Raw genomic sequence first — 23,959 nt, 5'->3', positions numbered from 1 at the left:
AACTCGGGTGGGTAAGCCTTGGGCACAACAACATCCTTCCAGCACCGACCTCAGGCCGGTACAGATCAGATGTCAACCGTTCCTGGGGCAGTCCCCTGGGGCAACTGTCAGGTCCTGGCGAACCCGCCGGTCAGGGCTTCATGGCCCTCGCACGTAGCGGGATGACTGGCACTCGCGAACGGCCTACTCCCACGAGCTCGGCGTCCACACAGGCCAGACGCTCAAGGGCCGGGCGACCGCCGACCGACTCAGGTCCATGCAGCTCTGCTGCCTTCCCACAGCCTGACCCAACGCTCCAGGCCCGCCGCGGTCCATGCCGTCACAAAGCAATGAGTCGGGACATCTATCAACGATGTCCCGACTCATCACAAGCGGAGGGCGAGGGATTCGAACCCCCGGTGCGTTGCCGCACAACGGTTTTCAAGACCGTCACATTAGGCCGCTCTGTCAGCCCTCCTCGCCGCGTCGAACCCACCCTGCAACAGGCGGAGGCGGCGCGGCCACACAGTCTAGCCTCTGCCCGGACAGCGACGGCGGGCCGCCCTCAGGGTGGCCCGCCGTCCGCGGAGTACTGGAGCCTGACTCAGCCCTGCGCCTGTGCGCCGGACCGCAGCTGACGCATCGCGAGCTGGACGAGCGCGATGAGCGTCTGCTTGGTCGCCGCGCGGGAGCGTGCGTCCGTGTACAGCATCGGCACGTGCGAGGGGATCTGCAGTGCCTCGCGCACGTCCTCGAGCCGGTGCTTGGCCACACCGTCGAAGCAGTTGACGCCCACGACGAACGGGATGTTGCGCGACTCGAAGTAGTCGATCGCCGGGAAGCACTGCTCCAGGCGGTCGGTGTCGACCAGGACCACGGCACCGATCGCGCCGCGCACCAGGTCGTCCCACATGAAGAGGAAGCGGTCCTGGCCCGGGGTACCGAACAGGTACAGCCACAGGTTGCCCGGGAGCTCGACACGACCGAAGTCCATGGCCACCGTGGTGGTGGTCTTGCGGTCGGTGACGCCACCGGCGTCGTCGACGCCCACCGAGTGCTCCGTCATAGCGGCCTCGGTGTTCAGCGGTTCGACGTCGGAGATCGAACCGATGAACGTCGTCTTGCCCACGGCGAAGCCACCGGCGACGACGATCTTGACGACGGTCGGCGCGGTGCGCTCGGCCGCGGGCTGCGCGCCCGGAGCCGCCTGTGCACCGGCGTTGCCGGTCGGGGCCTGCTGCATCACGGGCGGTGCAGGCTGCGCCTGCGCCGGACGGGACGCCTGTGCGGTGGGCGCCGGTGCGCCACCGCCGCCACCCAGCACGCTCTGGCGCGCAGGCGTGTTGGAGCTAGCGGTCGCAGTGCCGGCGTTGCCCGACACCGGGGCCCAGTTGGGACCGCTGCGGGCCCCGCCGTCAGAGGGCGGAAATGCCATTCAGAACACTCTCCAAGACGCTCAGCGACAGGCCCGAGTTCGAGCTGCCGTGGCCTGTGTGGACGTTAACCGGTGTCGAGGTGTGCACGGTGACGTGCCCTTCCTCCTGCATGTCCGACACAAGGATCCGGACGACACCGAGGGGCAGCCGCAGAAGGGCTGAGAGCTCGGCGATCGACACGTATGTGTGTGCGGCGTGCTGGAGGATCGCGCGCTTCTCGGGCGGCAGCCCGAAGCTGCTGACCGCGCCGGGCAGAACCTCCACGAGGGCTTCGAGCGGCAGGTCGGACAGCTCCGACCGCACCCGGCCTCCGGTGACCGCGTAAGGGCGCACGGTGGACGTCTCACGGACGTCCCCATGTCCCTGGGAACCGAAAGGTGCGTACGTCATGGTCGAGTCCTCATCCCACGCTGGCGGCTCGGGTCTGCCCATCGACCGGGAGGCTGCCACGCATCTCCGAGATCAGCTGCGGCGTGAGCGTGGCCTCGGTGCGGGACACCAGGAGAGCCATCTCGTAACCGATAAGACCGATATCGCACGTAGCCTCCGCCACCACGCCGAGCACGGACCCGTTCGAGACATTCATCAGGAAAAGGAAGCCGTTGTCCATCTCGATGATTGCCTGACGGACATTACCGCCGTTGAGCTGCCGAGAAGCTCCACGCGTAAGGCTTGACATACCCGAAACGATTGCCGCGAGCTGGTCACCGCTGGTGCGGTCCAGCTGGTCGGACATCGCCATGAGCAGGCCGTCCGCCGACACGACGAGCGTGTGCCGGCTGCCGGGAACCGTACGCACGAAGTTGTCGAGCAGCCACCCGAAATTCGTTGCTTCGGTGCTGAGGGTCACTCTCTGTTCCTCCTAGTCAGAATCCACAGACGCGCTTGTCACCGCGACTGCGGCGCTGAGTCAGGGACATGATTCACGGTCGAGGGTGCCCACGTCGAGTCCCCAGCGACCTTCTTGCCGTTCTCGTGCTCCGATTCGCCCTCGTCCACGGATTCCGACCGGCCACGCGCGGTGGCCGACTGGAACGCCGAGAGACGTGAGCGAAGCTGCTCAGGATCACGGTCAATGCGAGCTGAGAGGCGCTCGACAGTGGGGTCCGCCCCGGTGCCGGAGGCGCCGCGCGTGCGACGGGTCAGACCGCCGCCCACGACCTCGGTGTTGACGGCCGCCGGACGGTACGAGTCGTTCTCTTTCACATCATCTTCCTGATAGGCCCCTCGGCGCAGGAGACTCGTCATCTCCTCGTAGAGGACCGCCGAGGCGGTCCACTCCGACCGAGCCTCCACCGAGTCCCGCACGTACTCCGGGTCCAGCGGATCCTTCCCGTCACCGTCCGTACCGGCCGCCCGCTTGGCGAGCGGTGCCGGCGAACCGTACGTGGGGTCATACACAGCACCCGTCGGGTACGGCTCGCTGAACTCGCGAGCGGGAGCCTCGAAGGGCTGCTGTGCGGTCGCCATCGGCACGGCCTGGGTGGCCGGGCTCGACGCGAACGAGGTCGGCACCTGCTCAGGAGCCGGCGCGGGGGCCGGAGCCGCTGCGCGCGGTGCGGCGTCGAGGAACGGGTTGCTGCCCTGAGCCGGCGCGGGAGCCGGGCTGGGCGCGGGGGCCGTGCCCCCTGCCGGAGCGCTCGGCACGGCCGGCATCGCCGACGTCAGCGACTCCCGGACCGCCCGCTGGTAGCCCTCCTGGTAACCCCGCTGATATGTCGGGTCCGCGAGGGGCTCCGCGGGGGCCGGGGCCTGCTGGGGCGGCTGGGGCTGCGCCGGAGCCTGCGTCGGGAACGCACCCGTCATCGGCCTCATCGGCTGCGGGGCGGGAGCACCCGGCGGCGGGCCGGTCGGCGGCTGGAAGTCCTGCAGACCGCTCGGGACCTGGAAGTCCTGCGGCAGGCCTGCGGGAGCCTGGAAGCTCTGCGTCTCCACGCTCGGCGCACTGGAGGCGCTCGGCGCACCGAAGCTCGGCGCACCGGCGACCGGACCGCTCACCGTCTGGATCGGGCGCGATGCCGGGCGCTCCTGCGGCTGGTAGGCCCGCAGCTCACCGGTGGCGGGCTGCCCCGGCCGGCGACCGAACAGGCCACGCTTCTGCTGGGCGGGCTTGGCACCCTGCTGGGTGCCCGAGCCGGTCGTGCGGCGGCTCGGGAGGTCCGCCATGAGCTCCTCGAACGCGGGCAGCGCCTCGAAGGACGAGTCGGGACCCTCCGGAGCCTCTGCCCCGAAGCTCTCCGGCTGCTGCCCGTCGTCGCCCCGCACCGGGCCTCCGTAGCCGCCCTGCGGCCCGCCGAAGCTCCGTGCGGACGCCGGCGCGTGCTGCGACTGGTCGCCGCTCCCGGCCGGGAACCGCATCACGTCGGTGTCGGACATCCCCGGCAGTGCTGCCGGGTCCTGCGTGATCGGGTCGAGCTGCAGCGACTGCGTTCCACCGCCCTCGACCGGGTCGATCGTGTTCAGCGAGCGGAAGCTCGAGAAGAGGGCGCTGCGCTGGTCCACGTCGACCGCGGCCGGCGTGGTGTCCTCGAAGACCGGCGCGACGGGCTCCTCCGGCTGCGGCGCGCGCTGGCGGCTCGGGAGCGAGCTGCCCTCGGACACGTTCGACGGCGGCGCCCAGGCGTTGTCGTCACCCTGGTACTCCTGCGGGAGCGACGGCGTCTGGATCTCCGGCAGCACGATCGAGCCGGTCGGCGTCGTCTCCGCCGACGGCTGCGCAGCCGTCGAGCTGCGCCGACGGGCCAGGCCGAGCGCCGTCGTGCCGTCCGTCAGGGCGTTGATGTCGACCTGCTGCGCCGCGGGCGCCGGCTGCGCCGCGAAGGCGGCAGCGGCGATCTGCGACGTACCGGTCGGGACCGGCATGCCGCTCTGCTGCGGGAAGGAGGTCGTGGCCGGCGAGGCAGGGTTGACCGCGGGCGAGCCGAAGCCGTTGGTGGGCGCTCCAGCACCCCGCATCGCGCCGGTACCCGGGCCGGCAGCCAGACCGCCGTTGAACTGCGAGGCGGCAGCCTGCGTGTTGGCCTCGAGCGGGTCCGTCGGCATCGGCAGCGGCATCGCGTTGTCGGGCATGAACAGCACCGCAGGGAAGCGGACCGTCACCTCGGTGCCGGTGCCACCCTCGCCGACGCCGAACTCCACCAGGGCGCCGAGCCGGTCCGACAGGCGGCCGACCACGTAGAGGCCGAGCCGCTGGGCACCGACGGCGTCCGACGCGGCGTGGCTGAGCACCTTGCGGTTCGCCTCGGCCACCTCGTCAGGGTTCATGCCGAGACCGTGGTCGCGGACGACGACGGTGACGAACTGCTCGTCGCGCGCCGTCGTGACCTCGACCGGCGTGTGCGGCTCGGAGAACATCGTCGCGTTCTCGAGGAGCTCGGCCAGCAGGTGCGCGGCGTTCAGCGCGTTGTGGCCCAGCATCATCGGGTCGACCACGAGGTTCAGGCGCACGCGGTCGTACAGCTCGATCTCGGAGGACGCCGTACGGATGACGTCGGAGACCGGCATGGGCTGGCGCACGCGACGACCGGAGTCGATGCCCGCGAGGACCAGCAGGGACTCCGCGTTGCGGCGCATCCGGGTCGCGAGGTGGTCGAGGCGGAACAGGTTCGACAGCGTCGACGGGTCTTCCTCGGAACGCTCCAGGTCGTCGAGGAACGCGAGCTGCCGGTTGAGGAGCACCTGGTCACGGCGGGCCACGTTGACGAACATCTCGGCGATGGAGCCACGGAGGGCTGCCTGTTCGCGGGCGACGTCGATGGTCGTTCGGTTGACGTCGTTGAACGCCGCGGCCAGCTGGCCGATCTCGTCCGACGACTCGACGGTGATCGGGTCGAGGTCGATGCTCGGGCCCTGGCCGGGCACCGACACCTGCTCCACCAGGGTGGGGAGGCGGTCACGGACCACGCCGGCGGCCTGGGTCAGGCGACGCAGCGGGGAGACCAGACGGCGGGCGATGACGAGCGCGGTGATGATCGAGAAGCCGAGGGCCGCGATCGCGATGCCACCGGTGAGGTAGGCACGGTTCGCGGCGACGTCGGCCTGCTCCTGCGCGAAGCCCGCGGCGTCCTCGCGGACGGCGTCGCGGACGATACGGGCCTCGTCCACCCACTTGGCGGACTCTGCCTGGAACTGGTCGACCTGCGCCAACTGGATGGCGTCGAGCTGCCCCCGGGCCATCGAGCCGCGGACGTTACCGAGGACGCCGTCCATCACGGGCACCTGGTAGTCACCGGGGATGCGGTCGTAGAGGTCCTGCGTCTCGTCCCACCGGCGGTCACCCAGGTTCACCAGGTCCGCCGCGCGGAGCGACATGGTCCTGGCGGCTTCCGCGCGCTGCGGGTGGTTGTTGAAGATGTTGAGCGCCAGGGCGACGACCGGGCGCTCGTAGGTGTTCGTCAGCATGAGCTGGTCCATCGAGTGGTACGCCGTGAGCCGGGTACCCAGGTCGCGGTCCTCGGACGTGTCGGCGATGGCGTCCATCACCTCGAGGGCGCCGTCGATGTAGCCGCCGTACGCGTCCGTCGCCGCCTGCTCGGTGAGTCGTCCGGCAGCGACCTTCTTCTGCACGTCGGTGATGGCCGCACGGTCCTCGATGGTCTCTGCCACCGCGGTCTTGACGCGCTGGTCGAGCATCGAGATGTCGATGTCCAGCAGGGCCTCGTCGCGCTCGTCGAGAGCCTTGATGGTCTGCGCCTGGGCGGCCGGCCTCTCCCACTTGGGGCTGCCGTCCTCGTTCTTCGCCTGGGTGACGCCGTCGTCCTCCATCTCGGGCACGCCCTGCAGCAGGGCCATACGAGCCGCGCTGCCTGCCTCGCCGTCGTCGATCATCGCGACGATGTTGTACGACCGCTCCTGCGCGAACGTCGTTCCTGCCGCGTCCTGGTACTGCAGCGCGGCGACGAGATCACTCGTCTGCTGCGCGCGCATCGCGTCGACCACCGACAGACCGATGATGTACGCCGCCGCGATGACCAGGACGATGGCAGGCGTGACCAGTGTCGCAAGAACTTTCCCGCGCACTCCCAACCTGCGGAACATGCGTACCTCTCTCCATCACTGATCCGGAAGGGGGTGGCGTGCTGGTGCCCGCCGAACGACCCTCGGTGCTGCGTACAAGTTACCGGCACCTGGTTTCCGCTGACGACCCTCGTGAGGCCACACGGAAGTAGGCTTCATCGATGTGCGAGCCGTCACGATATCCGGACCGGGCCCATCAGGGAAACTCTCCGTTTCATCCCTGAATCCACCGATTGCTGGCCAAAGGGACGTGGTGATCACCGTCGCCGCTGCCGGAGTGAACCGTGCTGACCTGCTCCAACGCGCCGGATACTACCCCCCTCCGGCGGGTGCCCCCGACTGGCCGGGTCTTGAGATATCCGGAACTGTGAGGCGTGTCGGGCCCGGCGTGTCGCGCTGGCGCGCCGGAGACCGGGTCACCGCACTGCTCGAAGGCGGTGGTTACGCGGAGGAGGTAGTGGTCCGCGAGACCCAGGTGCTCCCAGCTCCTGAAGGTGTCGACCTCGTCGATGCGGCAGCGCTTCCTGAGGCCGCGTGCACCGTCTGGAACAACCTCGTGGACGTCGGGCGGCTGCACTCCGGTGAGTGGCTGCTGGCCCACGGCGGGTCCGGGGGCATCGGCACCATCGCGATCCAGGTCGCCCGGGCGCTCGGCGCGCACGTGGCCACCACGGCCGGCGGACCGGAGCGCACCGCGCGGTGCGCGGCGCTCGGGGCGGACCTGGTCATCGACCACCGGGAGCAAGACTTCGTGGAGGAGGTGCGGCGGGTGACGGACGGTCGCGGCGCCGACGTCGTGCTCGACCTGCTGGGCGGGGGCGCGCTGGGTGACAACGTCCGCGCACTGGCCCGCGGTGGCCGCCTGGTCGTCATCGGCATGCAGAAGGGACGGCGCGGCGAGCTCGACCTGAGCGACCTCCTCGCCCGGCGCGGGACCGTCACCGGCACGCTGCTCAGGTCGCGACCCGCGGACGAGAAGGCGCGCATCGTCGCCGACACGGAAAAGCACGTCTGGCCGCTGGTCGCGGACGGGCGGGTCCGCCCAGTGGTGCACGCCCGGATCCCGTTCGCCGAGGCGCAGTCGGCCCACGAGCTGCTGGAGTCCGGAGAGGCCTTCGGCAAAGTCCTCCTGGTGCCCTGATCAACCCGTGCCTATATATAGGCATGGTCGACAATTTCGTTCCCGTGCGAATGCTGCCATGCGGACGACAGGCAATCCGGGCAAGACTGGACCCATGACCGACGAGCGAGCCAACCCCCAGCCCGACGAGCGACGCGATGACGAGTCCGGCCACCGCGAGCGCCCCGACGACGAAACGTCCACCGTCCACCCGCAGGTGGTGACCCCGGACGGCGCGGCAGTGCCGTCGGGCCGTACGTCCGAGAGCGGCGACGACGAGGACGAGGTGAACGAGGCAGAGGCCGTGGTGGGCCAGGTCGAGGAGCCGGCCAAGGTCATGCGCATCGGCGGCATGGTCAAGCGACTGCTCGACGAGGTCAGGGACGCCCCGCTGGACGAGGCCGCGCGCTCGCGCCTCGCCGAGATCCACGAGCGGTCGATCCACGAGCTCGAGGACGGGCTCTCCCCCGACCTCGTCGACGAGCTGCACCGGATCACGCTGCCGTTCTCGGACGACTCCGCGCCGTCCGACGCCGAGCTCCGGGTGGCTCAGGCGCAGCTGGTCGGGTGGCTGGAGGGCCTGTTCCACGGCATCCAGACGGCGCTGGTGGCACAGCAGATGGCCGCCCAGGCGCAGCTCTCCCAGATGCGCCGGGCCCTGCCGCCCGGCACCGGGACGTTCGGTCCGGGCGGTCCTGGCGGTCCTGGCGGCCCCACCATGCCGGGCGGCCAGGACGACGAGTCGGGCGGCGAGCGCCGGACCCCGGGTCAGTACCTCTGATCCGGTCACCGGGCCGGCACGCTGGAGAGCCTCGCCCCATCGGGTAGAGGCCGAGCCGTCAGAGGTCGGAGGGGTCTACCAGAAAGCCGTCCTCGTCGGCGATCTCGCCTCCCGCGGCGGCATGGACGGCGCCGGCGAGCCGGGCCACCAGCTCCGCCGCGCGCTTGCGCGCGACGCGCAGCTCCATGGACGGGAACTCCCGCTGTGACTCCGCGAGGTCGTGCGGCTCCCAGTGCACCCAGTAGCGCACCGCTCCCTGCTCGGCCCACGGCAGGCCGCGCAGCAGGCGCGGCAGCTTCTCCTCGCCGCTGATCTCCACCGAGACGATCCCGTCGACGCCGAGCTCCACGACCAGCCCGTACCCGTCCAGGACGCGCGGGCCGGTGAGGGCCTTGATGTCGTAGTCGTCCGCGGCCGCGTGCAGCTTCTTGCGCAGCTCGGGGTCAAGGGGGTCGCCGGGGTACAGGGGCTTCTCCGCGATGCCGTCGGGCGGCCCGCCCCATTCCTGGCCGTCCATGTGGAGGCGGGCGCGCGGGTGCACCTTCTGCAGGATCGTGTGCGCGGCTTGCGGGTCGAGCCAGACGTCGGAGTACACGGTCATGTCGATGGCGGCCCCGGCGTCCGGGGTGAGCACCACACCGGCGCCGGCCTTCGCCGTCGGGCCCGCAGGGTTGGGGGCGTCCCACAGGCCGCCCACGTCCAGGCGGAGCGAGCCGCCCAGGCGGCGCGCCACCGAGACGAGCCACTCGACGAGACGGCGCTCCTCGCGCTCGGGCATGCCCGCGGCGAAGGCGCGCCCGACGCCGTCGCGGTCGCCGGCCGGGAACGGTGGCTCACCGCGTTCCCGGTGGCAGACGACGTCGAAGGCCATCGCGGCGCCCGGCGGCACACCGAGATCGAATCCCACGCCTGCAGGCTGGTACGGCCCGTTGATCACGGCGTGCCGGGAGACCCGCAGCACGCCGACCTCCTTGCCCTGCGCACGGCGACCCTGCGGGGCTCCGGCGACGTTGCCGGGGAGGATTCCTGCGGGCACCACGTCCCACCGGGTGGCGGAGAACCGGGAGAGCGCGAGGACCTCGATCTCGTCCAGCTCCACGTCGCCGGGCACGGTCAGGACGTGCCGTGCCTGGTGCGCCTGCGCGGCCGTGCGCGGCAGGAGCGGGAGCTGAGGAGCGGCCATCGGGTTCCCTTCAAACGTCCGGGTGCCCGGTCCGCGCCGGGCACCCGGAGCCTACCGCTCGGCGAGCATCCCCAGAGGCCCCGTCCGGCCCGGCGGTCACACCTCGGTGCGGTGGAAGTTCTTCGCCGAGCGGGACGCCGTCGGACCGCGTTGGCCCTGGTAGCGGGAGCCGTACAGGTCGGATCCGTACGGGTGCTCGGACGCCGACGACAGCCGGAAGAAGCACAGCTGTCCGATCTTCATGCCCGGCCACAGCTTGATCGGCAGGGTCGCGACGTTGCTCAGCTCGAGCGTCACGTGCCCGCTGAATCCCGGGTCGATGAAACCGGCCGTCGAGTGCGTCAGCAGGCCCAGCCGCCCCAGGGAGGACTTGCCCTCGAGCCGGGCGGCGACGTCGTCGGGCAGGGTGACCGACTCGAACGTGTTGCCGAGCACGAACTCCCCTGGATGCAGCACGAACGCATCGCCGTTCTCCGCCTCCACGAGGCGGGTCAGCTCCGGCTGGTCCTCCGCGGGGTCGATGTACGGGTACTTGTGGTTGTCGAACAGCCGGAAGAACCGGTCGAGACGCACGTCGATGCTCGACGGCTGGAGCATCGACGGTTCGTACGGGTCGAGGACTACGCGGTCGGCCTCGAGCTCGGCACGGATATCGCGGTCGGAGAGGAGCACCCGGATACGGTACTGGCCACCGCGGGGCCGCGCCGCCCCGCGGCGGGCCCGCACCGCGACCTCACCGCGCGACCGTCACCACTGCAGCGGCTTGTGCTTCGCGTCGACCGACCAGTAGCCCTTGCGCATCACGAGGTACAGGATGCCCTCGATCGCACCCCAGATCGCGGGGACGAACCACGCGTTCCCCAGCGACACCGCGGTGATGAGCAGCATGATCCAGCCGAGGCCCTTGTAGCCGAGGTAGAACCGGTGCGCGCCCACCACGCCCAGCAGGATCCCGAGCAGACCCACCGTGATGCGGGACTTGCGGCCCGGCACGTGCTCGACCGGCGGCGTCGGGCGGTCGTAGTCGTACTGCTGCTGGTAGTTCGCCGGGCCGACGCCCGACGGGGCCTTGCCCGCTGAGGCCCTCTTGGACGTCTTCATGGCGCGCGTGTCACCCGGTGGGGGCGGCGGGGGCTTCGGCGGGCTCGGCGGCCGCGGGGGCAGCCGCTTCGTCTCCTGGTAGATCGGCTCGGTCGGCTTCTCGCTGGGGTGCTCGGTCACTGCTGCTCCGGCTGCTCGGCGACACTCGCTCCGGAACCCGGTTCGGGCTTCTGGGCGAGGTTGGGTATGATCAGGTCGCACGCCAGGTTCACGGGCGCTGTTGCGGAACCCTAGCGGGGTTTCTCAAGCAGCAGATACCCGGCCAGAACCGGACGATGCGGGTGTAGTTCAATGGTAGAACTTCAGCTTCCCAAGCTGATAGCGCGGGTTCGATTCCCGTCACCCGCTCCACGGGCTCCGCCCCAGGTCAGGAGATGTTTCCTGACCTGGGGCGGAGTCATTTCCACGGGCCGCGGAGCGGCTTCGTGCCACTCAGGTGCCAGGACGTCTCGGTCGGCAGCGAGCCGTGCTCAGCCCCGGACCGGTGCCGTCAGGTGCAGCGAGACCGCCAGCCCACGTTCGGCGACCGGCACCCAGCCGCTCCAGCATCGCCACACCGCCGGCCCTCCGTCGTCGTGGTGTCCCCGCTGCTCGGCCAGGTGGAGCATCCCGGCGAGCCGTACGGCGTCGCGCATCCGCGCGGCGACGACGTCCACGGTCACCACCCCCACCACGTCGTCCTCGAGATCCAGGTGATCCACACCTGCCCGGACGTCCAGGGTGTGGATGTCGAAGATGTGTGCGATCAGCGCGGTGACCTCGACGAGCTCCGCGAGATGCGCTCCCGGCATCGGGCACTCGTCGGCACCCGGGATCGCGTCGCAGGGCCCGGCCGTCACGTCGGCCACGCCCGAACCGGCCGCGTCGTTCCCCTGAGCTCGCCGTAGACGAACATGTCCATGTTGTTCCAGCAGCCGGTCCACACCGTGAAGCCGGGCTTCGTCGCCGGGTAGTCCGTCGCGACGGTGATCCCGAGCTGGGCGGCGATCTCCGCCCCCTCGCTCAGCCGCGCCGGATGCACGACCAGATGATCGCGGAACACCTCGACCCACTTGATCCTCGCGTCCCCTACCTCCGCCAGCAGGTCCGCCGCACCGGCCGCGGAATCGGCCAGGCTGCCTGCGATCGTCGCCATCTCTCCCACCTCTCCGCGCCTACCTCTAGGCGCATAGACAGCCTGTTGGGGGCTTGCCGGGCGTCGCAACCGCTACGCCGAAAAGTTGCGTATACGCACTGGCTGCGGGTTAGGTGGGTTCCGTGTCTAGAGAGGGACGTGTGACTGCCGCAAGCATCGCCAAGGATCTTCGTGCCGCGATCCGCTCCGGGACCTACAAACCGGGCGATCGCCTTCCGAGCGAAGCAGCGCTCATGTCGAACTACGGCGTGGCGCGCATGACCGCGCGCCACGGCTTGTCCATGCTCAAGGACGAGGGCCTGACCGTCACCCGGCACGGCTCCGGCGTGTTCGTCCGCGCCTTCGAGCCGATCGTGCGGGACACGACCGGTGCCAAGGCCGACGAGTCCACCGTGACGGCCGAGACGGACGAGACCAGCGCAGGGCTCACCGTCCGCACGCTCGCCGTCACCGCGGAGGCGGATCCGCCCGAGAAGGTCCGCGCGACGCTCGGCCTCGCCGAGGACGCCAAGGTGACCGTGCGCGAGCGTCTGCATCTGCGCGAGCGCAAGCCGGTGCTGTTCGCGACGTCGTACCTGCCGGCGGAGATAGCGGCCGGCACGCCGATCGCGGACCAAGAGGTGGGACCGGGCGGCACGCACGCTCGCCTCACCGAGGCCGGGCACGCACCGGTGCGGTTCCGCGAGGACGTGGTGGGCCGCATGCCGACGATCGAGGAGATCGAGGAGCTGCGGATCGAGCCCGGCACACCGGTGCTGTCGGTCACGCGGACGGCGTTCACGCAGGACGGCACACCCGTCGAGGTCAGCTACGTCGTGCTCGACGCCGGTGAGTTCATGCTCCGCTACGACATCGGCGGCTGAGCCGTCGGGTCGACCCGACGGCTCCCGCGCCGCACCCGCCGCTGATCCGGCCGGTCAGCCCTGCCCGGGCCGCGCCCTCGGCTTGAGGCGGAGGTCCGGCAGGGCTGGTGCACGCAACGGCCCGCTCGGATAACCGCGCACCTGGCCGAACCGACGGTCGGCGGCTCCGTCGGCGTACGCGGTCGCCCCGGCACGTGGTCCTGAGCCCGTCGAAGGGCCCAGCTCCGCGACCAGAGCCATCCAGTCCTCGCGAGCCCTGACGATGTCCTCGTGCGTGCGGCCCATGAAGTTCCACCACATGATGACGTCCTCGGCGAACGGCACACCGCCGATCAGGACCGCCCGGGCCGGCGCGCCGGCGGACGCACGCACCACGAGCGAGGATCGCCCCGGCGCCGTGTAACCGAGGTTGGCGGGCGGCACCACGCTCTCCTCGAACGTCACGTCCCCGGTGTCCACCAGCAGGGCATGCTCGTGCGCCGGGTCGACGTCGAGCCGTACCGCCGCGCCGGCCTCCAGGTCGATCTGTGCTCCCACGAGCGGTGTGTACGTCGTCGCGGGCGAGTCGAGCACCTGGCCACCCACCGCGAGGCGCCCGATGAACACCTGGACGACGGCGCCGTCGTGCCGTGCGACCGGGAGGTCGCCGTGGTGCTCGAAGTGCGGGTCGAGGCCGAGCGCCGAGCCCGGTAGCGCCGTCCACAGCTGTACGCCGTGCAGCCGGGGCGGGCGCCCGTGCGCCGGGGACTCCTCCGAGTGCGAGATGCCCACACCCGCCGTCATGAGGTTGAGCTCGCCCGGCCGGACCGTCTGGAGGGAGCCGACGGAGTCGCGGTGGAGGATCTCGCCCTCGAAGAGCCAGCTCACCGTCTGGAGCCCCGTGTGCGGGTGCGGAGGCACCTGCATGCCGTCGCTGGACGAGACGTCGTCAGGACCGTAGTGGTCGCTGAAGCACCAGGCCCCCACGAGGGACCGGGCGCGCTGCGGGATGGTGCGCCGAACGTTCATCGCCCGCGGCCCACCGAGCGGCACCTCGCGGGGGGTGAGGAGCTCGACGCCGGCACCCTGCTCGCCCGCTGCGCAGACCTGCTCGGCCGGGTGGCTCTCGAGATTGCTCATGCCCTGAGCCTAGGTCGGAGCCGGCGTCCGGGCGCAAGGCCAGGGCCCCCGGGGCAGGCCGGGGGCCCTGGCGTGAAACCGCGCACCCGTGGCCGCCGTCAGCGGGACCAGGGCGCCGTGTTGACGTCACGGCCCCGACACGTCCGTCAGACCCGGATCGCCAGGTCTGTTCTGCACGGACGCCTCGGACGCGGGCGGTCTTCCGGCCCCGTACAGGCACCTGTGACGTCATCCACAGCCCGTACCGCGGTACGGGGCGTCCTGTCGTTCTCCGGTCAACCATGTGTCCGATGCCCGGGCCGGTCGGTACTGCTGCAGCGCACCGCATCTGCACCCGGATCGTCGAACCATTGCCCACGTTTCTATCCGCGTGGCGCACGCCCGGCAACCGCTCCACCGTTGTAATTTTCACCCTTCCTTCGCCCACAGTTTTGTCCACAGGAACAGGCCCGGATTTGCCACACCGCACACAGGGCTGTGGATAAAATCTGTGGATAACTAAAGGGCATTCACACCCAGGCTCGCGATCCCTGGGCGCCACCCGCGGTCGGGTCGTTGCGCCCGTCCAGCTCCTCAGGGGCGGCGATGAAGCCTCCGTCGTCCACGAGGACTCCCCCGATGCGGCTCTGCAGCGCCACGGCGAGGCGGGCGATCGAGACCCGCAGGCGGGCCCGCGCGATGGCATGCAGCCCGGACACGTGCTCCAGCTCGAGCTCGTAGGGGTCCGCCGGCGCCCAGCCGATGCGATACGCGAACGGTCCGTAGGTGCGCCAGTCGAGCGAGCCCAGCGCGCGCGGCACCCGGTCGACGCGCTCCACGTCGACGACTATCGCTCCGTCGTACGCGGTGGTGCCGGCGAGGGTGTAGCGCGGCGACCCGTCGGGTGTGGTCTGCTCGGCGGACACGTCGGCGGTGGCGATGAGCGACCGCAGCATGGGCAGCACGTCGCCAGGCATGAGCGGATGCGCGGCATAGAGCGCCAGGTTCACCGATCCAGCGGCGTCCGGGAGCAGCACCTGCCTGCCATCCGCGAGCACGGCACCACCTGACTTGCGCGCCGCCGCGACCATCCACTGCACGATGCGCAGCTCCTCGCCCTGCGGCAGCGCATGCGGGAAGGCCCGCGCGATACCGTCCCGGTCGTCGTACGACGACGGGGCGGCGCCACGGACGCCCCGTAACCCGTCCGCCCGGGTCACCGCGTACGCCTCCGCCTTCGTGGCGGAGATCTTGAGCTCGGCGAGGTGCGACTCGCCGACCTCGAACGGACCGGTCGCCACGTGCTCCTCCCCGAGGCGCAGGACACCGGGGACGAGCGTGTCCGGCTGTGCCATACCCCGGAACCGGGCACCGGCGACCCGGCGCGCCCCCGAAGTACGGGACGGTTCTCGAAGCCATTCGGTGTCCGAGAACCACGCGGCAGCGAGCTCGCTGACGGTGACAGGGCCGTTCGTACTGGGCAGGATCAGAATGTGACCCGAGGCGTGTTCCGCTGGAATCACACCCGCCAGAAATGTCATGCGGGGCACTTTACTGCCGGTCACTTTCAGCGATGATGCAGGCATGTTACGGCGAGGAAACGTGCTCGTGACAGTACCCGCACAGCGGTAACGTGCCTGGCGACAGCCATTTAGCAGCGCCTCGTCCTAATACCCATGAATCTACATAGGCAGACTGAGTCTCAGTGCAAGAAGACGAGAAATAGCGCAATTCATGGACCGCATCGTGCGGCGTGCGGACACCGCACCGCGGACGTCCCAGCCCGTCCCCGGCGCACCCGACGAGCCCCGATCCGGAGTTCCAGTTACCTGACGATGCGTGCCTATGATGTCAGCATGCCCAAGATCATCGGCAAGAGCCTGCACGAGCACCGGCAGATGACAAGGCACAAGCTGTTCACCGCTCTGTCCACCCTCATGGCGGAGCGCGGGTTCGACACCATCACGCTGGCCGACATCGCCGCAGCGGCGCACGTCGGCCGGACCGCTGTCTACAACCACTTCCACGACAAGGAAGCGCTGCTCCTCGGCTTCATCACGCACGAGACCGAGCAGTACGCCCACACGCTGGAGCGCGCGCTCGACGGCGTGGACGACCCGGTGGAACAGCTGCGTACCTACATCCGCCAGCAGGCCCAGCTCACTCGCGTCTTCCACCTCGCCCCTGGCCCGGATCTCCGGACGGTCCTGTCCCGCGCCACGCAGCAACGCCTGCGCGAGCACGCCGACATCGTCGAGGCGATCCTCCGCCGCATCCTCGCCGCCGGCATCGATGCCGGGACGTTCCCGCCCCAGGACATCGAGCCGACGGTGCACCTCGTCAACGCCTGCTTGTCCGGCCGCCTCATCCCCGACGAGCCCGTCGCCCGCGAGCGCACCATCCGCGCCGCCGAGTCGTTCGTGCTGCGCGCGGTGGGAGCCCGGACCCCGGTCCCGGCCTGACCCTCTGGCAGGGGTTGTGGACGTGCGCGGGTCAGGTCAGATCCAGCGCTTCCAGCGGAAGACGCCGAACAGGCCCACGCTGACGGCCAGCATCGCGACCAGCGCGGCGGGGTAGCCGTATGCCCAGTCGAGCTCCGGCATGACGTCGAAGTTCATGCCGTAGACGGTGCCGACGAGCGTCGGCGCGAACAGGATGGCCGCCCAGCCCGAGATCTTCTTGACCTCCTCGCCCTGCCGGATGCTGACCTCCGAGAGGTGCTTCATCTCCTCGTTCTGCCGCTGCGCGACGAGGGTGGCGGCCACCGTGAGGATGTCGCGCAGCGCGGCCCGGAAGACCTCGATGCGGTCGGCGGCCTCGGTGAGGTGGTCCGCGACGTCGCGCAGGTATGCCTGCAGCTCCGGGTCCACGCCGTACTTGTCGGCGCCCTTGGCGAGCGAGGCGCAGAGGCTCTGCTCGGGCCGCACCGCGCGCTGGAAGTCGATGACCTCGCGGGACAGCTCGTAGATGCGCCGCGACACGTCGGGGGCGCCGCCCCAGACATCGGACTCGATCTCGTCGATGTCGTGGTCGAGGCCCGCGACGACCGGGGCGTACCCGTCCACGACGCTGTCGAGGATCGCGTACAGGACGGCCTCCGGCCCGCGGGAGAGCATCTCCCGGTCGGACTCCAGACGGCTCCGCACGGCTGCCAGGTCCGGCGAGGCGCCGTGCCGCACGGTCACCACGAAGTCGGGCCCTACGAACACGTGCAGCTCGCCGAACTCGACCTCCTCGGCATCGTCCAGGTACCGCGCGGCCCGGAGCACCACGAACAGGGTGTCGCCGTATCGCTCGATCTTGGGGCGCTGGTGCGCCTGGATCGCGTCCTCGATCGCGAGGGGGTGCAGGTCGAACTCGCGGGCGAGCGACGTCAGCTCGGGCTCTTCGGGCCGCTCCAGCCCGATCCAGGCCATGCCGCCGGGCCGCGAACGGAGCGCGCTGAACGTCTCGGCGAGGTTGTCGTAGGCGGCGGTGCGGACGCCGTCGTCGTAGATCGCGGCAGCGACCACCGACGAGCGGGGCGCGGGCTCGGCGGGGCGCGGTGCGACGTCGGGCACGACGGCGACGGCGCGGCGCGGGCGCCGGGCGCCCAGCAGCGGACGAGAAGGGCGGGAGGGCAGGAACGTGGCCATGGGGGACTCCTGGGGGTCGAGCGCAGGAAACGGACTGCGAACGGCACCGCAGCAGAGACGGCCGAACGACCGGTGGACCTCACGCCCGAGCAGAGAAGGGGCGGAGCGCACCGGTGCGCGAGAGCCCGCGGACGCGCGGGCGGGGAACCGTCAGCTCAGCTGCGGTTCGGACTACTCGGAGGCTCGCTGCGGGTCATGCGCGCCACCTCCTTGGTCCCGGCGGCGGTTCGCCGCGCCATACGTTCTCGACAGGCACCCAGTCTAGCCATGCCGAGGCCACGAATCGAACCCATTCGAGAGCGGGATCACAAAATCGTCACCACGCGTCGTGCGGACGGTGGCGTACCCCGGGCGGGGTGTGGAACTCGTGCGGCGTCGGCGACAGGTAGGCGCGCGCGAACTGGAGCGAGGCGGCCAGGTCGTCGTGCCGCTCTGCCGCCGTGCGCGCCGCGCGCGTCGAGATCTCCACGCAGACGTCACCGCTCCAGCGGCGGGCCACCAGCTCCTGGAGCACCTTCTCTGCCTGCATGCTGCCCCGGCCGGGCACGAGGTGCTCGTCCCGCGCGCCGTGGTTGCCGTCCGCCAGGTGCACGTGCCGGAGTCGGTCGCCGAACGTGTGCAGCAGCGTCAGGGCGTCCTGCTGCGCCACGCTCGCGTGCGACAGGTCGAGGGTGACGGCGTCGTAGTCGTGCTCCGCGGGGTCCCAGCCAGGCAGGTACGCCTGGAACTCACGCTTGCCGCCCCGCCACGGGTACATGTTCTCGACGGCGATGGTGATGCCCACGGTCTCGCTCAGCGCGCGCACCTGGTCCTGGAACTGCCGCGCGTACTTGTACTGCCAGCGGAACGGTGGGTGCACGACCACGGTGCCCGCCCCGAGCTCGAGCGCCATGTCGGCGGTCCGTTCGAGCTTGGCCACCGGCGACCGGCCCCACACCCGCTGACTGACCAGCAGAGTCGGCGCGTGCACCGAGCGAACCGGCATGCCCGTGTCGGCGGCCAGCTTGGCGAGCGAGCGCGGGTTCCGGGTGACCTCCTCGGACCAGACCATGACCTCGACGCCGTCGTAGCCCAGCTCCGCCGCCGCATCGAAGGCCAGGGGCGTGCGGCGTGGAAAGACTGACGCCGTCGAGAGCGTGACCCGCACGTCGGGTGCGACCGGCTCCTGCGGTTCGGTCCAGATCGGTTCGGGCATGCGGGCCACCTTAGAGCGCCTACGTGACTGTGATGTGACCGGGGAGTTCAGATGAGGTTCATGCAAGCAGACGCCCCCGTACGACGTCGCGCGCCGCCTGCGCCGTCGGGCACTCGAGCACCGTCCGTGCCAGCTCCGCGCACTCGTCGCGGGACACACCTGCCAGAGTGCCCGCGACGTCGGCCAGCGCGCGGGGCGTCATAGACAGTGACGTTACGCCCAACCCCACCAGGACGGGGGCGAGCAGCGGGTCCGCCGCCGCCTCACCACACACGCCCACGGGAGCACCATGCACCGCACCGCCCTCACACGCCACCCGGACGAGCTCCAGCACGGCGGGCTGCCACGGCGTCGACAGGGCGGCGACGCCGGCCAGGTCCCGGTCGGCCGCCATCGTGTACTGCGTGAGGTCGTTGGTGCCGAGGCTGGCGAAAGAGACCTCCGCCAGGACGTGCCGGGCCTGGAGCGCGGCGGCCGGCGTCTCGATCATCACGCCCGACTGCTCCAGACCGTGCGCAGCGCACGCGGCCGCGAACTCGCGGGCCTCGTCCACCGTAGCCACCATCGGCGCCATCACCCAGACCTCGGCCGACTCGGCGGCGGCGGCCTGCGCGATCGCGTCCAGCTGGCGGTCCAGCACGTCCGGGTGCGCGACGGCGGTGCGCAACCCGCGGACACCGAGGGCCGGGTTGTCCTCGTGGTCCGGCGTGAGGAACCGCAGCGGCTTGTCGGCACCGGCGTCGAGCGTCCGGACCACCACCCGCCGGTCCGGGAAGTGGGACAGGACTGCCCGGTAGGCGGTCACCTGCTCCTCGATGGTGGGCTCCTCGCCCCGCCCGAGGAAGCAGAACTCCGTGCGGAACAGGCCCACGCCCCGAGCGCCGGCGGCCGCGGCCGCCTCCGCCGCGGCAGGGTCCGCGACGTTCGCCACGAGCTCCACCGGGAACCCGTCCCGGGTGGCGCCCCGACCGTCGAACGTGACAGCGGTGATCCGGTGCCGGGCGCCTTCCACGTCCGCCGGGGACGGGGTCCGCAGGACGGTGCCGAGCGTGCCGTCGACGACCACCTCCTCGCCGTCGGCCAGGTCGCCCGCCCCGGGAAGTGCCACCACGGCGGGGATGCCGAGGGCGCGGGCGAGGATCGCCATGTGCGAGGTGGGACCGCCGCGCGCCGTGACGACCGCCGTCACGACCGCCGGGTCGAGCATCGCGGTGTCCGCCGGAGCGAGGTCGCTCGCGACCAGCACGAAGGGGTGCCCCGGGTCCGGCACACCCGGAGGGGCCGCACCGGTGAGGGCGGCGACTATGCGGTCGCGCACGTCCCGCACGTCCCGGGCCCGCTCCGACATGGGCGGGCCGAGCGTCTCGAGCTGTGTCGCCACCGAGCCCGCCGCGTCCCACACCGCGCGCTCCGGGGTGAGGCGGTCCTCCCGGACCCGCCGGGCGGCGCCCGCGGCGAGGGTCGGGTCGGCGGCCATGGCGGCGGTGACCGCGAGGACGTCGGCCGCGGTGCCCGACGCGCGGCCCGCACGTTCCGCCAGGTCAGCCTCCACCCGGGCGGCGGCCTCCTCGACGGCGCGAACGGCTTCGTCGGCCGAACCCGACAGGCGGCTCGTCCTCGGCTCGGGCACCCGGGCCGGCATCCGGACCACCACTCCCACCGCGCTGCCCGGGCTGGCCGGGACCCCCGTGAGCCTCTCGCTCGTCATCCGTACGCTCCCTCAAGGCTCGTCGTCGAGTGCGCTCGGAACGTTACACGCGAGCGCACTCGCCGGGCGAGGTCGGTCGTGGTGCCCCTGGCCGAGGTCCGCTCTCCCCGAGGGCCGCACCCGCAGGGTCCGCCTCGGAGAGGCCGGCCGTCTGACAGGATGGCTCCATGGCCGAGGCCCTGCTCGTCGGATCTCCCGTCGTCGGACGCGTGGTCGCGATGCGCGACGTGCCCGATCCCGTCTTCGCGGAGAGCATCGTCGGCCCGGGGCTCGCGATAGATCCCGACCCGGAGCTGGGTGGCCGAGTGGTCGCGCCGTGCGCCGGAGTCGTCGTGAAGCTGCACCCGCACGCGTTCGTGCTGCTGGCTCCGCCCGGCGAGCCGCCGGCACCTCCCGGACCGGCAGAACAGGCCGGACCGGCAGGCGGCCGGGGTGTCCTGGTGCACCTCGGCATCGACACCGTCCAGCTCAAGGGCACGGGCTTCAGCCTGCTCGTCGCGGAGGGCGACATCGTGGTGGCCGGCCAGGTGCTCGTCACCTGGTCCCCTACCGAGGTGTCCGACGGCGGGCGTTCGCCCCTCGTGCCGGTCGTCGCGCTCGACCTCGGCCCGCGCGGGCTCGAGGAGCTGGTCCGTCCGGGCGCGTGGGTGCAGGCCGGGGAACCGCTGTTCCGCCTGCCCTGACCCGGGCGCACGGCCCGGACGAACGACCCCTGCACGCCGCACGGGAACATCGGCGTGTCGCATGCAGGGTGTAGCGGTCGTATCCGACGTCGGTTCCCGGGCGAGGCGGCACACGTCCTAGGGTCGGGCCCATGGTGCGCACCGTGGTGTTCGACGTCGGAGAGACGCTCATCGACGAGTCCCGGATCTGGCTCGGCTGGGCCGAGCGGCTCGATGTCCCGCCGCTCACGTTCCTCGGTGTGCTCGGCGGCTGCGCCGCGCTCGACCTGACGCACCAGGACGCGTTCGACATGGTGCGCCCCGGTCTGGACGTCGAGGCCGAGATCGCCCGCTGGGTGCAGGACGACCCGGACGGCCTCCGCAACGGGTTCGATGAGGGCGACCTGTATCCCGACGTCCGGCCCGCCCTGACAGCGCTTCGGGAGGCGGGCCTCGACGTCGTCATCGCCGGGAACCAGCCGCCCGAGGCACGTGCGGCGCTGGAGGCCATGGATCTGCCGGTGAGCGCGATCCGGACCTCGGACGAGTGGGGCGTGCAGAAGCCGGAGCCCGGGTTCTTCACACGGGTCGCCGAGCTGTCAGGAGTCGCGCCCGAGGAGATCGCCTACGTCGGCGACCGGCTCGACAACGACGTGCTGCCCGCCGCCGAGGCGGGGATGCGGCCGATCCTGCTCCGCCGGGGGCCGTGGGGCTACCTGCACGCTCTCCGGCCGGAGGCCGCGCGGGCGACGGTCATCGACTCGCTGACCGAGCTGCCCGGAGTCCTGGCCACCTGAGTCAGCCCCGAGCCGGCCCCGAGCCGGCCCGGAGGTCAGCCCCGGAGCGGGAGCGTGAGCCCGGCGTCGCCGTCCGGAACCACGCGGACCGGGACGCCCCAGTCCTGCTGCGCCAGGTGGCACGCGGGGAACACGTCGGGGTCCGGCTCGCCGTTCGGCAGGATGGGGACCTCGTCGCACGACGCCGCCTTCGCGGTCACGTGCAGCACGCCCTCGGTCACCTCGGGGTTGATCACGAGATCCCGGAACAGGTCGGTGCCGTTCCCCGCGCCGGACAGCAGCAGCTCCGGCGGAGTGGCACTGACCTGGAGCGACGTCGACGGGCCCCAGCGCTCGTCGAGCTTCTGTCCCGGCGCGGGCACGAACGGCACCGCCAGGTGGAGCGCCCCCGCGCCGACGTCGGTGGCGGGCCGGGCGACCCGGTGCGCGCCGCCGTCGAGCACCGTGCCCGCCAGGCTCGCCGGGAGCGCGACCCGGGTGAGCCGGTGGGCCGCCGACTCCACGACGAGCAGGTGCACGGCGGAGCCCGCGACCTCGACGAGCACGTCCGACGGCTCGGCCAGGTCCGTCGCGAGGGTCGTCACCTCGCCGGGGCCGGGGTCGTACCGGCGCACCGCACCGTTGTAGGTGTCGGCGACGACGACGGAGCCGTCGGGCAGCACGGCCACGCCGAGCGGGTGCTGCAGCAGCGCCTGGTCAGCGGCGCCGTCGCGGTGGCCGAAGTCGAACAGGCCCTGGCCGACGGCGGTCCGGGTCTCCGCGCCGCCGTCACCTCCGGGCCGGACCCGGCGCAGCGCCGACGTCTCCGAGTCCGCGAGCCAGATCGCCCCGTCCGCGGCTCGCGCGAGGCCGGAGGGCTGCGCGAACCAGGCGGTGGCGCCCGGCCCGTCCTCCAGCCCTTCGTTCATGGTCCCGGCGAGCAGTCGCACGCTCCCGTGCGCCTCCCGGGCGACGGGATCGAACGCCCAGAGCGTGTGGTTGCCGGCCATGGCCACGACGAAGGCTCCGAGCTCTGGAGACCACTCGACGTCCCACGGCGAGGAGAGCTTCACGATGCCCCCGGGATAGTTCTCCTGGCCGCCCACCATGAACTGCTGGCCCGTCCCCGCCAGGGTGACCACGACGCCGTCCGCCAGCCGTACACCGCGCAGGGCGTGGTTGACCGTGTCGGCGACCACCACGTCATAGCCGAGGCGGGCCGTGAGGTCCTCCGGCACCAGGGCGAGCCCGTTCGGCTCCGAGAACCGCGCCGCGCCCGGACCGCCGTCGACCAGACCGCGCTCACCCGAGCCGATCCGCCGCACGAGCGTCTCGCCGTCGGGCGCGAGTTCGGCGAGGGAGTGGTGCCCGGCGTCCGCGACGAGGAGGTTGCCGTTCGGCAGGGCGAGGGCCTTGGCGGGGAACCGCAGCGTGCCCGACGCCGGTGCGGGCGGGACGTACGGACCGGAACCGCGGTGCAGCGTGCCCTTGGCCGCATGCTCGGCGATGAGGTCGGTCACGATCGCGGCGATGGCGGAGCCGTGCCCCTCGCCCGCCATCTGCGCCACGATGTAGCCCTCGGGATCGACGACCACGAGCGTGGGCCAGGCCCGCGCGGTGTAGGCACCCCAGGTCACCAGCTCCGGGTCGTCCAGGACAGGGTGCCGCACCTCGTACCGCTCGACGGCGGCGGCGAGGGCGTCGGGGTCTGCCTCGTGCTCGAACTTGGGCGAGTGCACGCCGATGATCACGAGCTCGTCGCGGTGCTGCTCCTCGACCGCACGCAGCTCGTCGAGGACGTGCAGGCAGTTGATGCAGCAGAAGGTCCAGAAATCCAGGACGACGACCTTGCCACGCAGCTCGGAGAGCGTGACGCTGCGTCCGCCGGTGTTCAGCCAGCCGCGCCCGACGAGCTCGGACGCGCGGACCCGCGGGAGGTTCTGGGCGGTGGTGCTCACCGGCCCATTGTCACTCCCTGGGTGCGCTGCCCTTCCCGGCGTCCGGCTTGCGGGCACGCCACTGCTCCACCAGGGCCTTGTCGGCCCGCCGGCGCGCCAGGTCGCTCTTGGTGGCGTGCACAGCCGCCCGGTGTGCGAGCAGTGCGGCGCGATCCCGCTCGAGTGCCCACATGAGGGCCTCGCGCACGTCGGCGCGGGTTACCCGCACGCTCCGCGTCTCATCCATCGTCCCGATCATTCTCGCCGTTCCGTGTCCACCGGCGTCCGGAGCGAACGCCGCCAACGATTCAGGAGGCTGCCGATGACGTTTTGT

22 protein-coding genes and 2 tRNA genes are annotated in these 23,959 nt (G+C 71.4%); 7 read left to right on the top strand and 17 right to left on the bottom strand.

The window, feature by feature from the left end; all coding sequences use genetic code 11:
- Positions 1-372: 372 nt before the first annotated feature.
- The 5 genes from AB0F40_RS15860 to AB0F40_RS15840 all read right to left on the bottom strand — a co-directional run bounded on the left by AB0F40_RS15860 (position 373) and on the right by AB0F40_RS15840 (position 6,452).
- Positions 373-457: transfer RNA gene (locus tag AB0F40_RS15860), tRNA-Ser, on the bottom strand.
- Between the two features lie 126 nt (positions 458-583).
- Positions 584-1,303, bottom strand: a complete 720-nt coding sequence (locus AB0F40_RS15855; RefSeq protein ID WP_357469188.1) for an ATP/GTP-binding protein — start codon at positions 1,301-1,303, stop codon at positions 584-586.
- A 91-nt stretch (positions 1,304-1,394) separates the two neighbouring features.
- The gene (locus tag AB0F40_RS15850; RefSeq protein ID WP_253877826.1) at positions 1,395-1,805 is read right to left on the bottom strand and encodes a DUF742 domain-containing protein; all 411 of its coding nucleotides are present in this window, start codon (positions 1,803-1,805) and stop codon (positions 1,395-1,397) included.
- Between the two features lie 10 nt (positions 1,806-1,815).
- Positions 1,816-2,265 (bottom strand): roadblock/LC7 domain-containing protein, encoded by a 450-nt coding sequence (locus tag AB0F40_RS15845; RefSeq protein WP_020017525.1) that lies wholly within the window; start codon positions 2,263-2,265, stop codon positions 1,816-1,818.
- A 38-nt stretch (positions 2,266-2,303) separates the two neighbouring features.
- Entirely contained in the window at positions 2,304-6,452 is a 4,149-nt protein-coding gene (locus AB0F40_RS15840; RefSeq protein WP_357469185.1) for an ATP-binding protein, read from the bottom strand.
- A 142-nt stretch (positions 6,453-6,594) separates the two neighbouring features.
- Between AB0F40_RS15840 and AB0F40_RS15835 the strand changes: the two genes are divergently transcribed.
- Positions 6,595-7,572, top strand: coding sequence for an NAD(P)H-quinone oxidoreductase (locus tag AB0F40_RS15835; protein WP_357469182.1), 978 nt, complete (start codon positions 6,595-6,597; stop codon positions 7,570-7,572).
- A 94-nt stretch (positions 7,573-7,666) separates the two neighbouring features.
- Positions 7,667-8,332, top strand: coding sequence for a bacterial proteasome activator family protein (locus AB0F40_RS15830; protein ID WP_357469179.1), 666 nt, complete (start codon positions 7,667-7,669; stop codon positions 8,330-8,332).
- A gap of 58 nt (positions 8,333-8,390) precedes the next feature.
- Here the strand turns inward: AB0F40_RS15830 and AB0F40_RS15825 are convergent, their stop codons facing one another.
- The 3 genes from AB0F40_RS15825 to AB0F40_RS15815 all read right to left on the bottom strand — a co-directional run bounded on the left by AB0F40_RS15825 (position 8,391) and on the right by AB0F40_RS15815 (position 10,736).
- Positions 8,391-9,515 carry a hypothetical protein gene (locus tag AB0F40_RS15825; RefSeq protein WP_357469176.1) on the bottom strand — a complete coding sequence of 375 codons (1,125 nt, stop codon included), beginning with the start codon at positions 9,513-9,515 and terminating at the stop codon, positions 8,391-8,393.
- Positions 9,516-9,611: 96 nt separating this feature from the next.
- The gene (gene dcd, locus AB0F40_RS15820; protein WP_357469172.1) at positions 9,612-10,187 is read right to left on the bottom strand and encodes a dCTP deaminase; all 576 of its coding nucleotides are present in this window, start codon (positions 10,185-10,187) and stop codon (positions 9,612-9,614) included.
- A gap of 75 nt (positions 10,188-10,262) precedes the next feature.
- Entirely contained in the window at positions 10,263-10,736 is a 474-nt protein-coding gene (locus AB0F40_RS15815) for a TM2 domain-containing protein (RefSeq protein ID WP_357469169.1), read from the bottom strand.
- 157 nt (positions 10,737-10,893) lie between these two features.
- Here AB0F40_RS15815 and AB0F40_RS15810 point away from each other — a divergent pair.
- Positions 10,894-10,967 (top strand) — tRNA-Gly (locus AB0F40_RS15810).
- Between the two features lie 119 nt (positions 10,968-11,086).
- Here AB0F40_RS15810 and AB0F40_RS15805 read toward each other — a convergent pair.
- Positions 11,087-11,464 (bottom strand): hypothetical protein, encoded by a 378-nt coding sequence (locus AB0F40_RS15805; protein ID WP_357469166.1) that lies wholly within the window; start codon positions 11,462-11,464, stop codon positions 11,087-11,089.
- A complete protein-coding gene (locus AB0F40_RS15800; protein ID WP_357469163.1) occupies positions 11,452-11,751 on the bottom strand; it encodes a hypothetical protein in 300 nt (99 codons plus the stop codon). Before AB0F40_RS15800 ends, AB0F40_RS15805 begins: the two co-directional genes overlap by 13 nt.
- Before the next feature lie 140 nt (positions 11,752-11,891).
- Here AB0F40_RS15800 and AB0F40_RS15795 point away from each other — a divergent pair, with 140 nt between their 5' ends.
- Positions 11,892-12,614, top strand: a complete 723-nt coding sequence (locus tag AB0F40_RS15795; RefSeq protein WP_357469160.1) for a GntR family transcriptional regulator — start codon at positions 11,892-11,894, stop codon at positions 12,612-12,614.
- A gap of 54 nt (positions 12,615-12,668) precedes the next feature.
- Here AB0F40_RS15795 and AB0F40_RS15790 read toward each other — a convergent pair whose 3' ends face one another.
- Together AB0F40_RS15790 and AB0F40_RS15785 are read right to left on the bottom strand one after the other, a co-directional pair.
- A complete protein-coding gene (locus AB0F40_RS15790; RefSeq protein ID WP_357469157.1) occupies positions 12,669-13,733 on the bottom strand; it encodes a pirin family protein in 1,065 nt (354 codons plus the stop codon).
- Positions 13,734-14,242: 509 nt separating this feature from the next.
- Positions 14,243-15,067 (bottom strand): hypothetical protein, encoded by an 825-nt coding sequence (locus AB0F40_RS15785; RefSeq protein WP_357469155.1) that lies wholly within the window; start codon positions 15,065-15,067, stop codon positions 14,243-14,245.
- Between the two features lie 501 nt (positions 15,068-15,568).
- Here AB0F40_RS15785 and AB0F40_RS15780 point away from each other — a divergent pair.
- Entirely contained in the window at positions 15,569-16,174 is a 606-nt protein-coding gene (locus tag AB0F40_RS15780) for a TetR/AcrR family transcriptional regulator (protein ID WP_357469152.1), read from the top strand.
- A 36-nt stretch (positions 16,175-16,210) separates the two neighbouring features.
- Here the strand turns inward: AB0F40_RS15780 and AB0F40_RS15775 are convergent, their stop codons facing one another.
- From AB0F40_RS15775 to ptsP, 3 genes are all read right to left on the bottom strand, one after another.
- Complete coding sequence (locus AB0F40_RS15775; protein WP_357469149.1) at positions 16,211-17,347, bottom strand: magnesium and cobalt transport protein CorA; 1,137 nt, start codon at positions 17,345-17,347, stop codon at positions 16,211-16,213.
- A 316-nt stretch (positions 17,348-17,663) separates the two neighbouring features.
- Positions 17,664-18,542 (bottom strand): sugar phosphate isomerase/epimerase, encoded by an 879-nt coding sequence (locus AB0F40_RS15770; protein ID WP_357469146.1) that lies wholly within the window; start codon positions 18,540-18,542, stop codon positions 17,664-17,666.
- Between the two features lie 58 nt (positions 18,543-18,600).
- Positions 18,601-20,250, bottom strand: a complete 1,650-nt coding sequence (gene ptsP / locus AB0F40_RS15765) for a phosphoenolpyruvate--protein phosphotransferase (protein ID WP_357469144.1) — start codon at positions 20,248-20,250, stop codon at positions 18,601-18,603.
- Between the two features lie 167 nt (positions 20,251-20,417).
- On the opposite strand from ptsP, the gene AB0F40_RS15760 reads away from it, so the two are divergent.
- Complete coding sequence (locus AB0F40_RS15760) at positions 20,418-20,933, top strand: PTS glucose transporter subunit IIA (protein ID WP_357469141.1); 516 nt, start codon at positions 20,418-20,420, stop codon at positions 20,931-20,933.
- A 131-nt stretch (positions 20,934-21,064) separates the two neighbouring features.
- The gene (locus AB0F40_RS15755) at positions 21,065-21,709 is read left to right on the top strand and encodes an HAD family hydrolase (RefSeq protein WP_357469139.1); all 645 of its coding nucleotides are present in this window, start codon (positions 21,065-21,067) and stop codon (positions 21,707-21,709) included.
- Positions 21,710-21,744: 35 nt separating this feature from the next.
- Here the strand turns inward: AB0F40_RS15755 and AB0F40_RS15750 are convergent, their stop codons facing one another.
- Positions 21,745-23,646, bottom strand: coding sequence for an NHL domain-containing thioredoxin family protein (locus tag AB0F40_RS15750; RefSeq protein ID WP_357469136.1), 1,902 nt, complete (start codon positions 23,644-23,646; stop codon positions 21,745-21,747).
- Between the two features lie 10 nt (positions 23,647-23,656).
- Positions 23,657-23,872, bottom strand: coding sequence for a hypothetical protein (locus tag AB0F40_RS15745; protein ID WP_357469133.1), 216 nt, complete (start codon positions 23,870-23,872; stop codon positions 23,657-23,659).
- Between the last annotated feature and the right edge of the window lie 87 nt (positions 23,873-23,959).

Source organism: Promicromonospora sp. NPDC023987 (assembly GCF_040639055.1).
In the GTDB taxonomy this organism is placed as follows: domain Bacteria; phylum Actinomycetota; class Actinomycetes; order Actinomycetales; family Cellulomonadaceae; genus Promicromonospora.
The sequence above is the reverse complement of the archived record's forward strand: the minus strand, read 5'-3'. Positions and strand labels throughout refer to the sequence as shown.

Excerpts from the sequence above, each read along its gene's own strand:
- AB0F40_RS15790 (WP_357469157.1), bottom strand. The coding sequence starts at position 13,733 with ATGAGCAATCTCGAGAGCCACCCGGCCGAGCAGGTCTGCGCAGCGGGC.
- AB0F40_RS15840 (WP_357469185.1), bottom strand. The coding sequence starts at position 6,452 with ATGTTCCGCAGGTTGGGAGTGCGCGGGAAAGTTCTTGCGACACTGGTC.
- AB0F40_RS15775 (WP_357469149.1), bottom strand. The coding sequence starts at position 17,347 with ATGGCCACGTTCCTGCCCTCCCGCCCTTCTCGTCCGCTGCTGGGCGCC.
- ptsP (WP_357469144.1), bottom strand. The coding sequence starts at position 20,250 with ATGACGAGCGAGAGGCTCACGGGGGTCCCGGCCAGCCCGGGCAGCGCG.
- AB0F40_RS15785 (WP_357469155.1), bottom strand. The coding sequence starts at position 15,067 with ATGGCACAGCCGGACACGCTCGTCCCCGGTGTCCTGCGCCTCGGGGAG.
- AB0F40_RS15760 (WP_357469141.1), top strand. The coding sequence starts at position 20,418 with ATGGCCGAGGCCCTGCTCGTCGGATCTCCCGTCGTCGGACGCGTGGTC.
- AB0F40_RS15825 (WP_357469176.1), bottom strand. The coding sequence starts at position 9,515 with ATGGCCGCTCCTCAGCTCCCGCTCCTGCCGCGCACGGCCGCGCAGGCG.
- AB0F40_RS15745 (WP_357469133.1), bottom strand. The coding sequence starts at position 23,872 with ATGGATGAGACGCGGAGCGTGCGGGTAACCCGCGCCGACGTGCGCGAG.
- AB0F40_RS15755 (WP_357469139.1), top strand. The coding sequence starts at position 21,065 with ATGGTGCGCACCGTGGTGTTCGACGTCGGAGAGACGCTCATCGACGAG.
- AB0F40_RS15770 (WP_357469146.1), bottom strand. The coding sequence starts at position 18,542 with ATGCCCGAACCGATCTGGACCGAACCGCAGGAGCCGGTCGCACCCGAC.
- AB0F40_RS15850 (WP_253877826.1), bottom strand. The coding sequence starts at position 1,805 with ATGACGTACGCACCTTTCGGTTCCCAGGGACATGGGGACGTCCGTGAG.
- AB0F40_RS15830 (WP_357469179.1), top strand. The coding sequence starts at position 7,667 with ATGACCGACGAGCGAGCCAACCCCCAGCCCGACGAGCGACGCGATGAC.
- AB0F40_RS15780 (WP_357469152.1), top strand. The coding sequence starts at position 15,569 with ATGCCCAAGATCATCGGCAAGAGCCTGCACGAGCACCGGCAGATGACA.
- AB0F40_RS15800 (WP_357469163.1), bottom strand. The coding sequence starts at position 11,751 with ATGGCGACGATCGCAGGCAGCCTGGCCGATTCCGCGGCCGGTGCGGCG.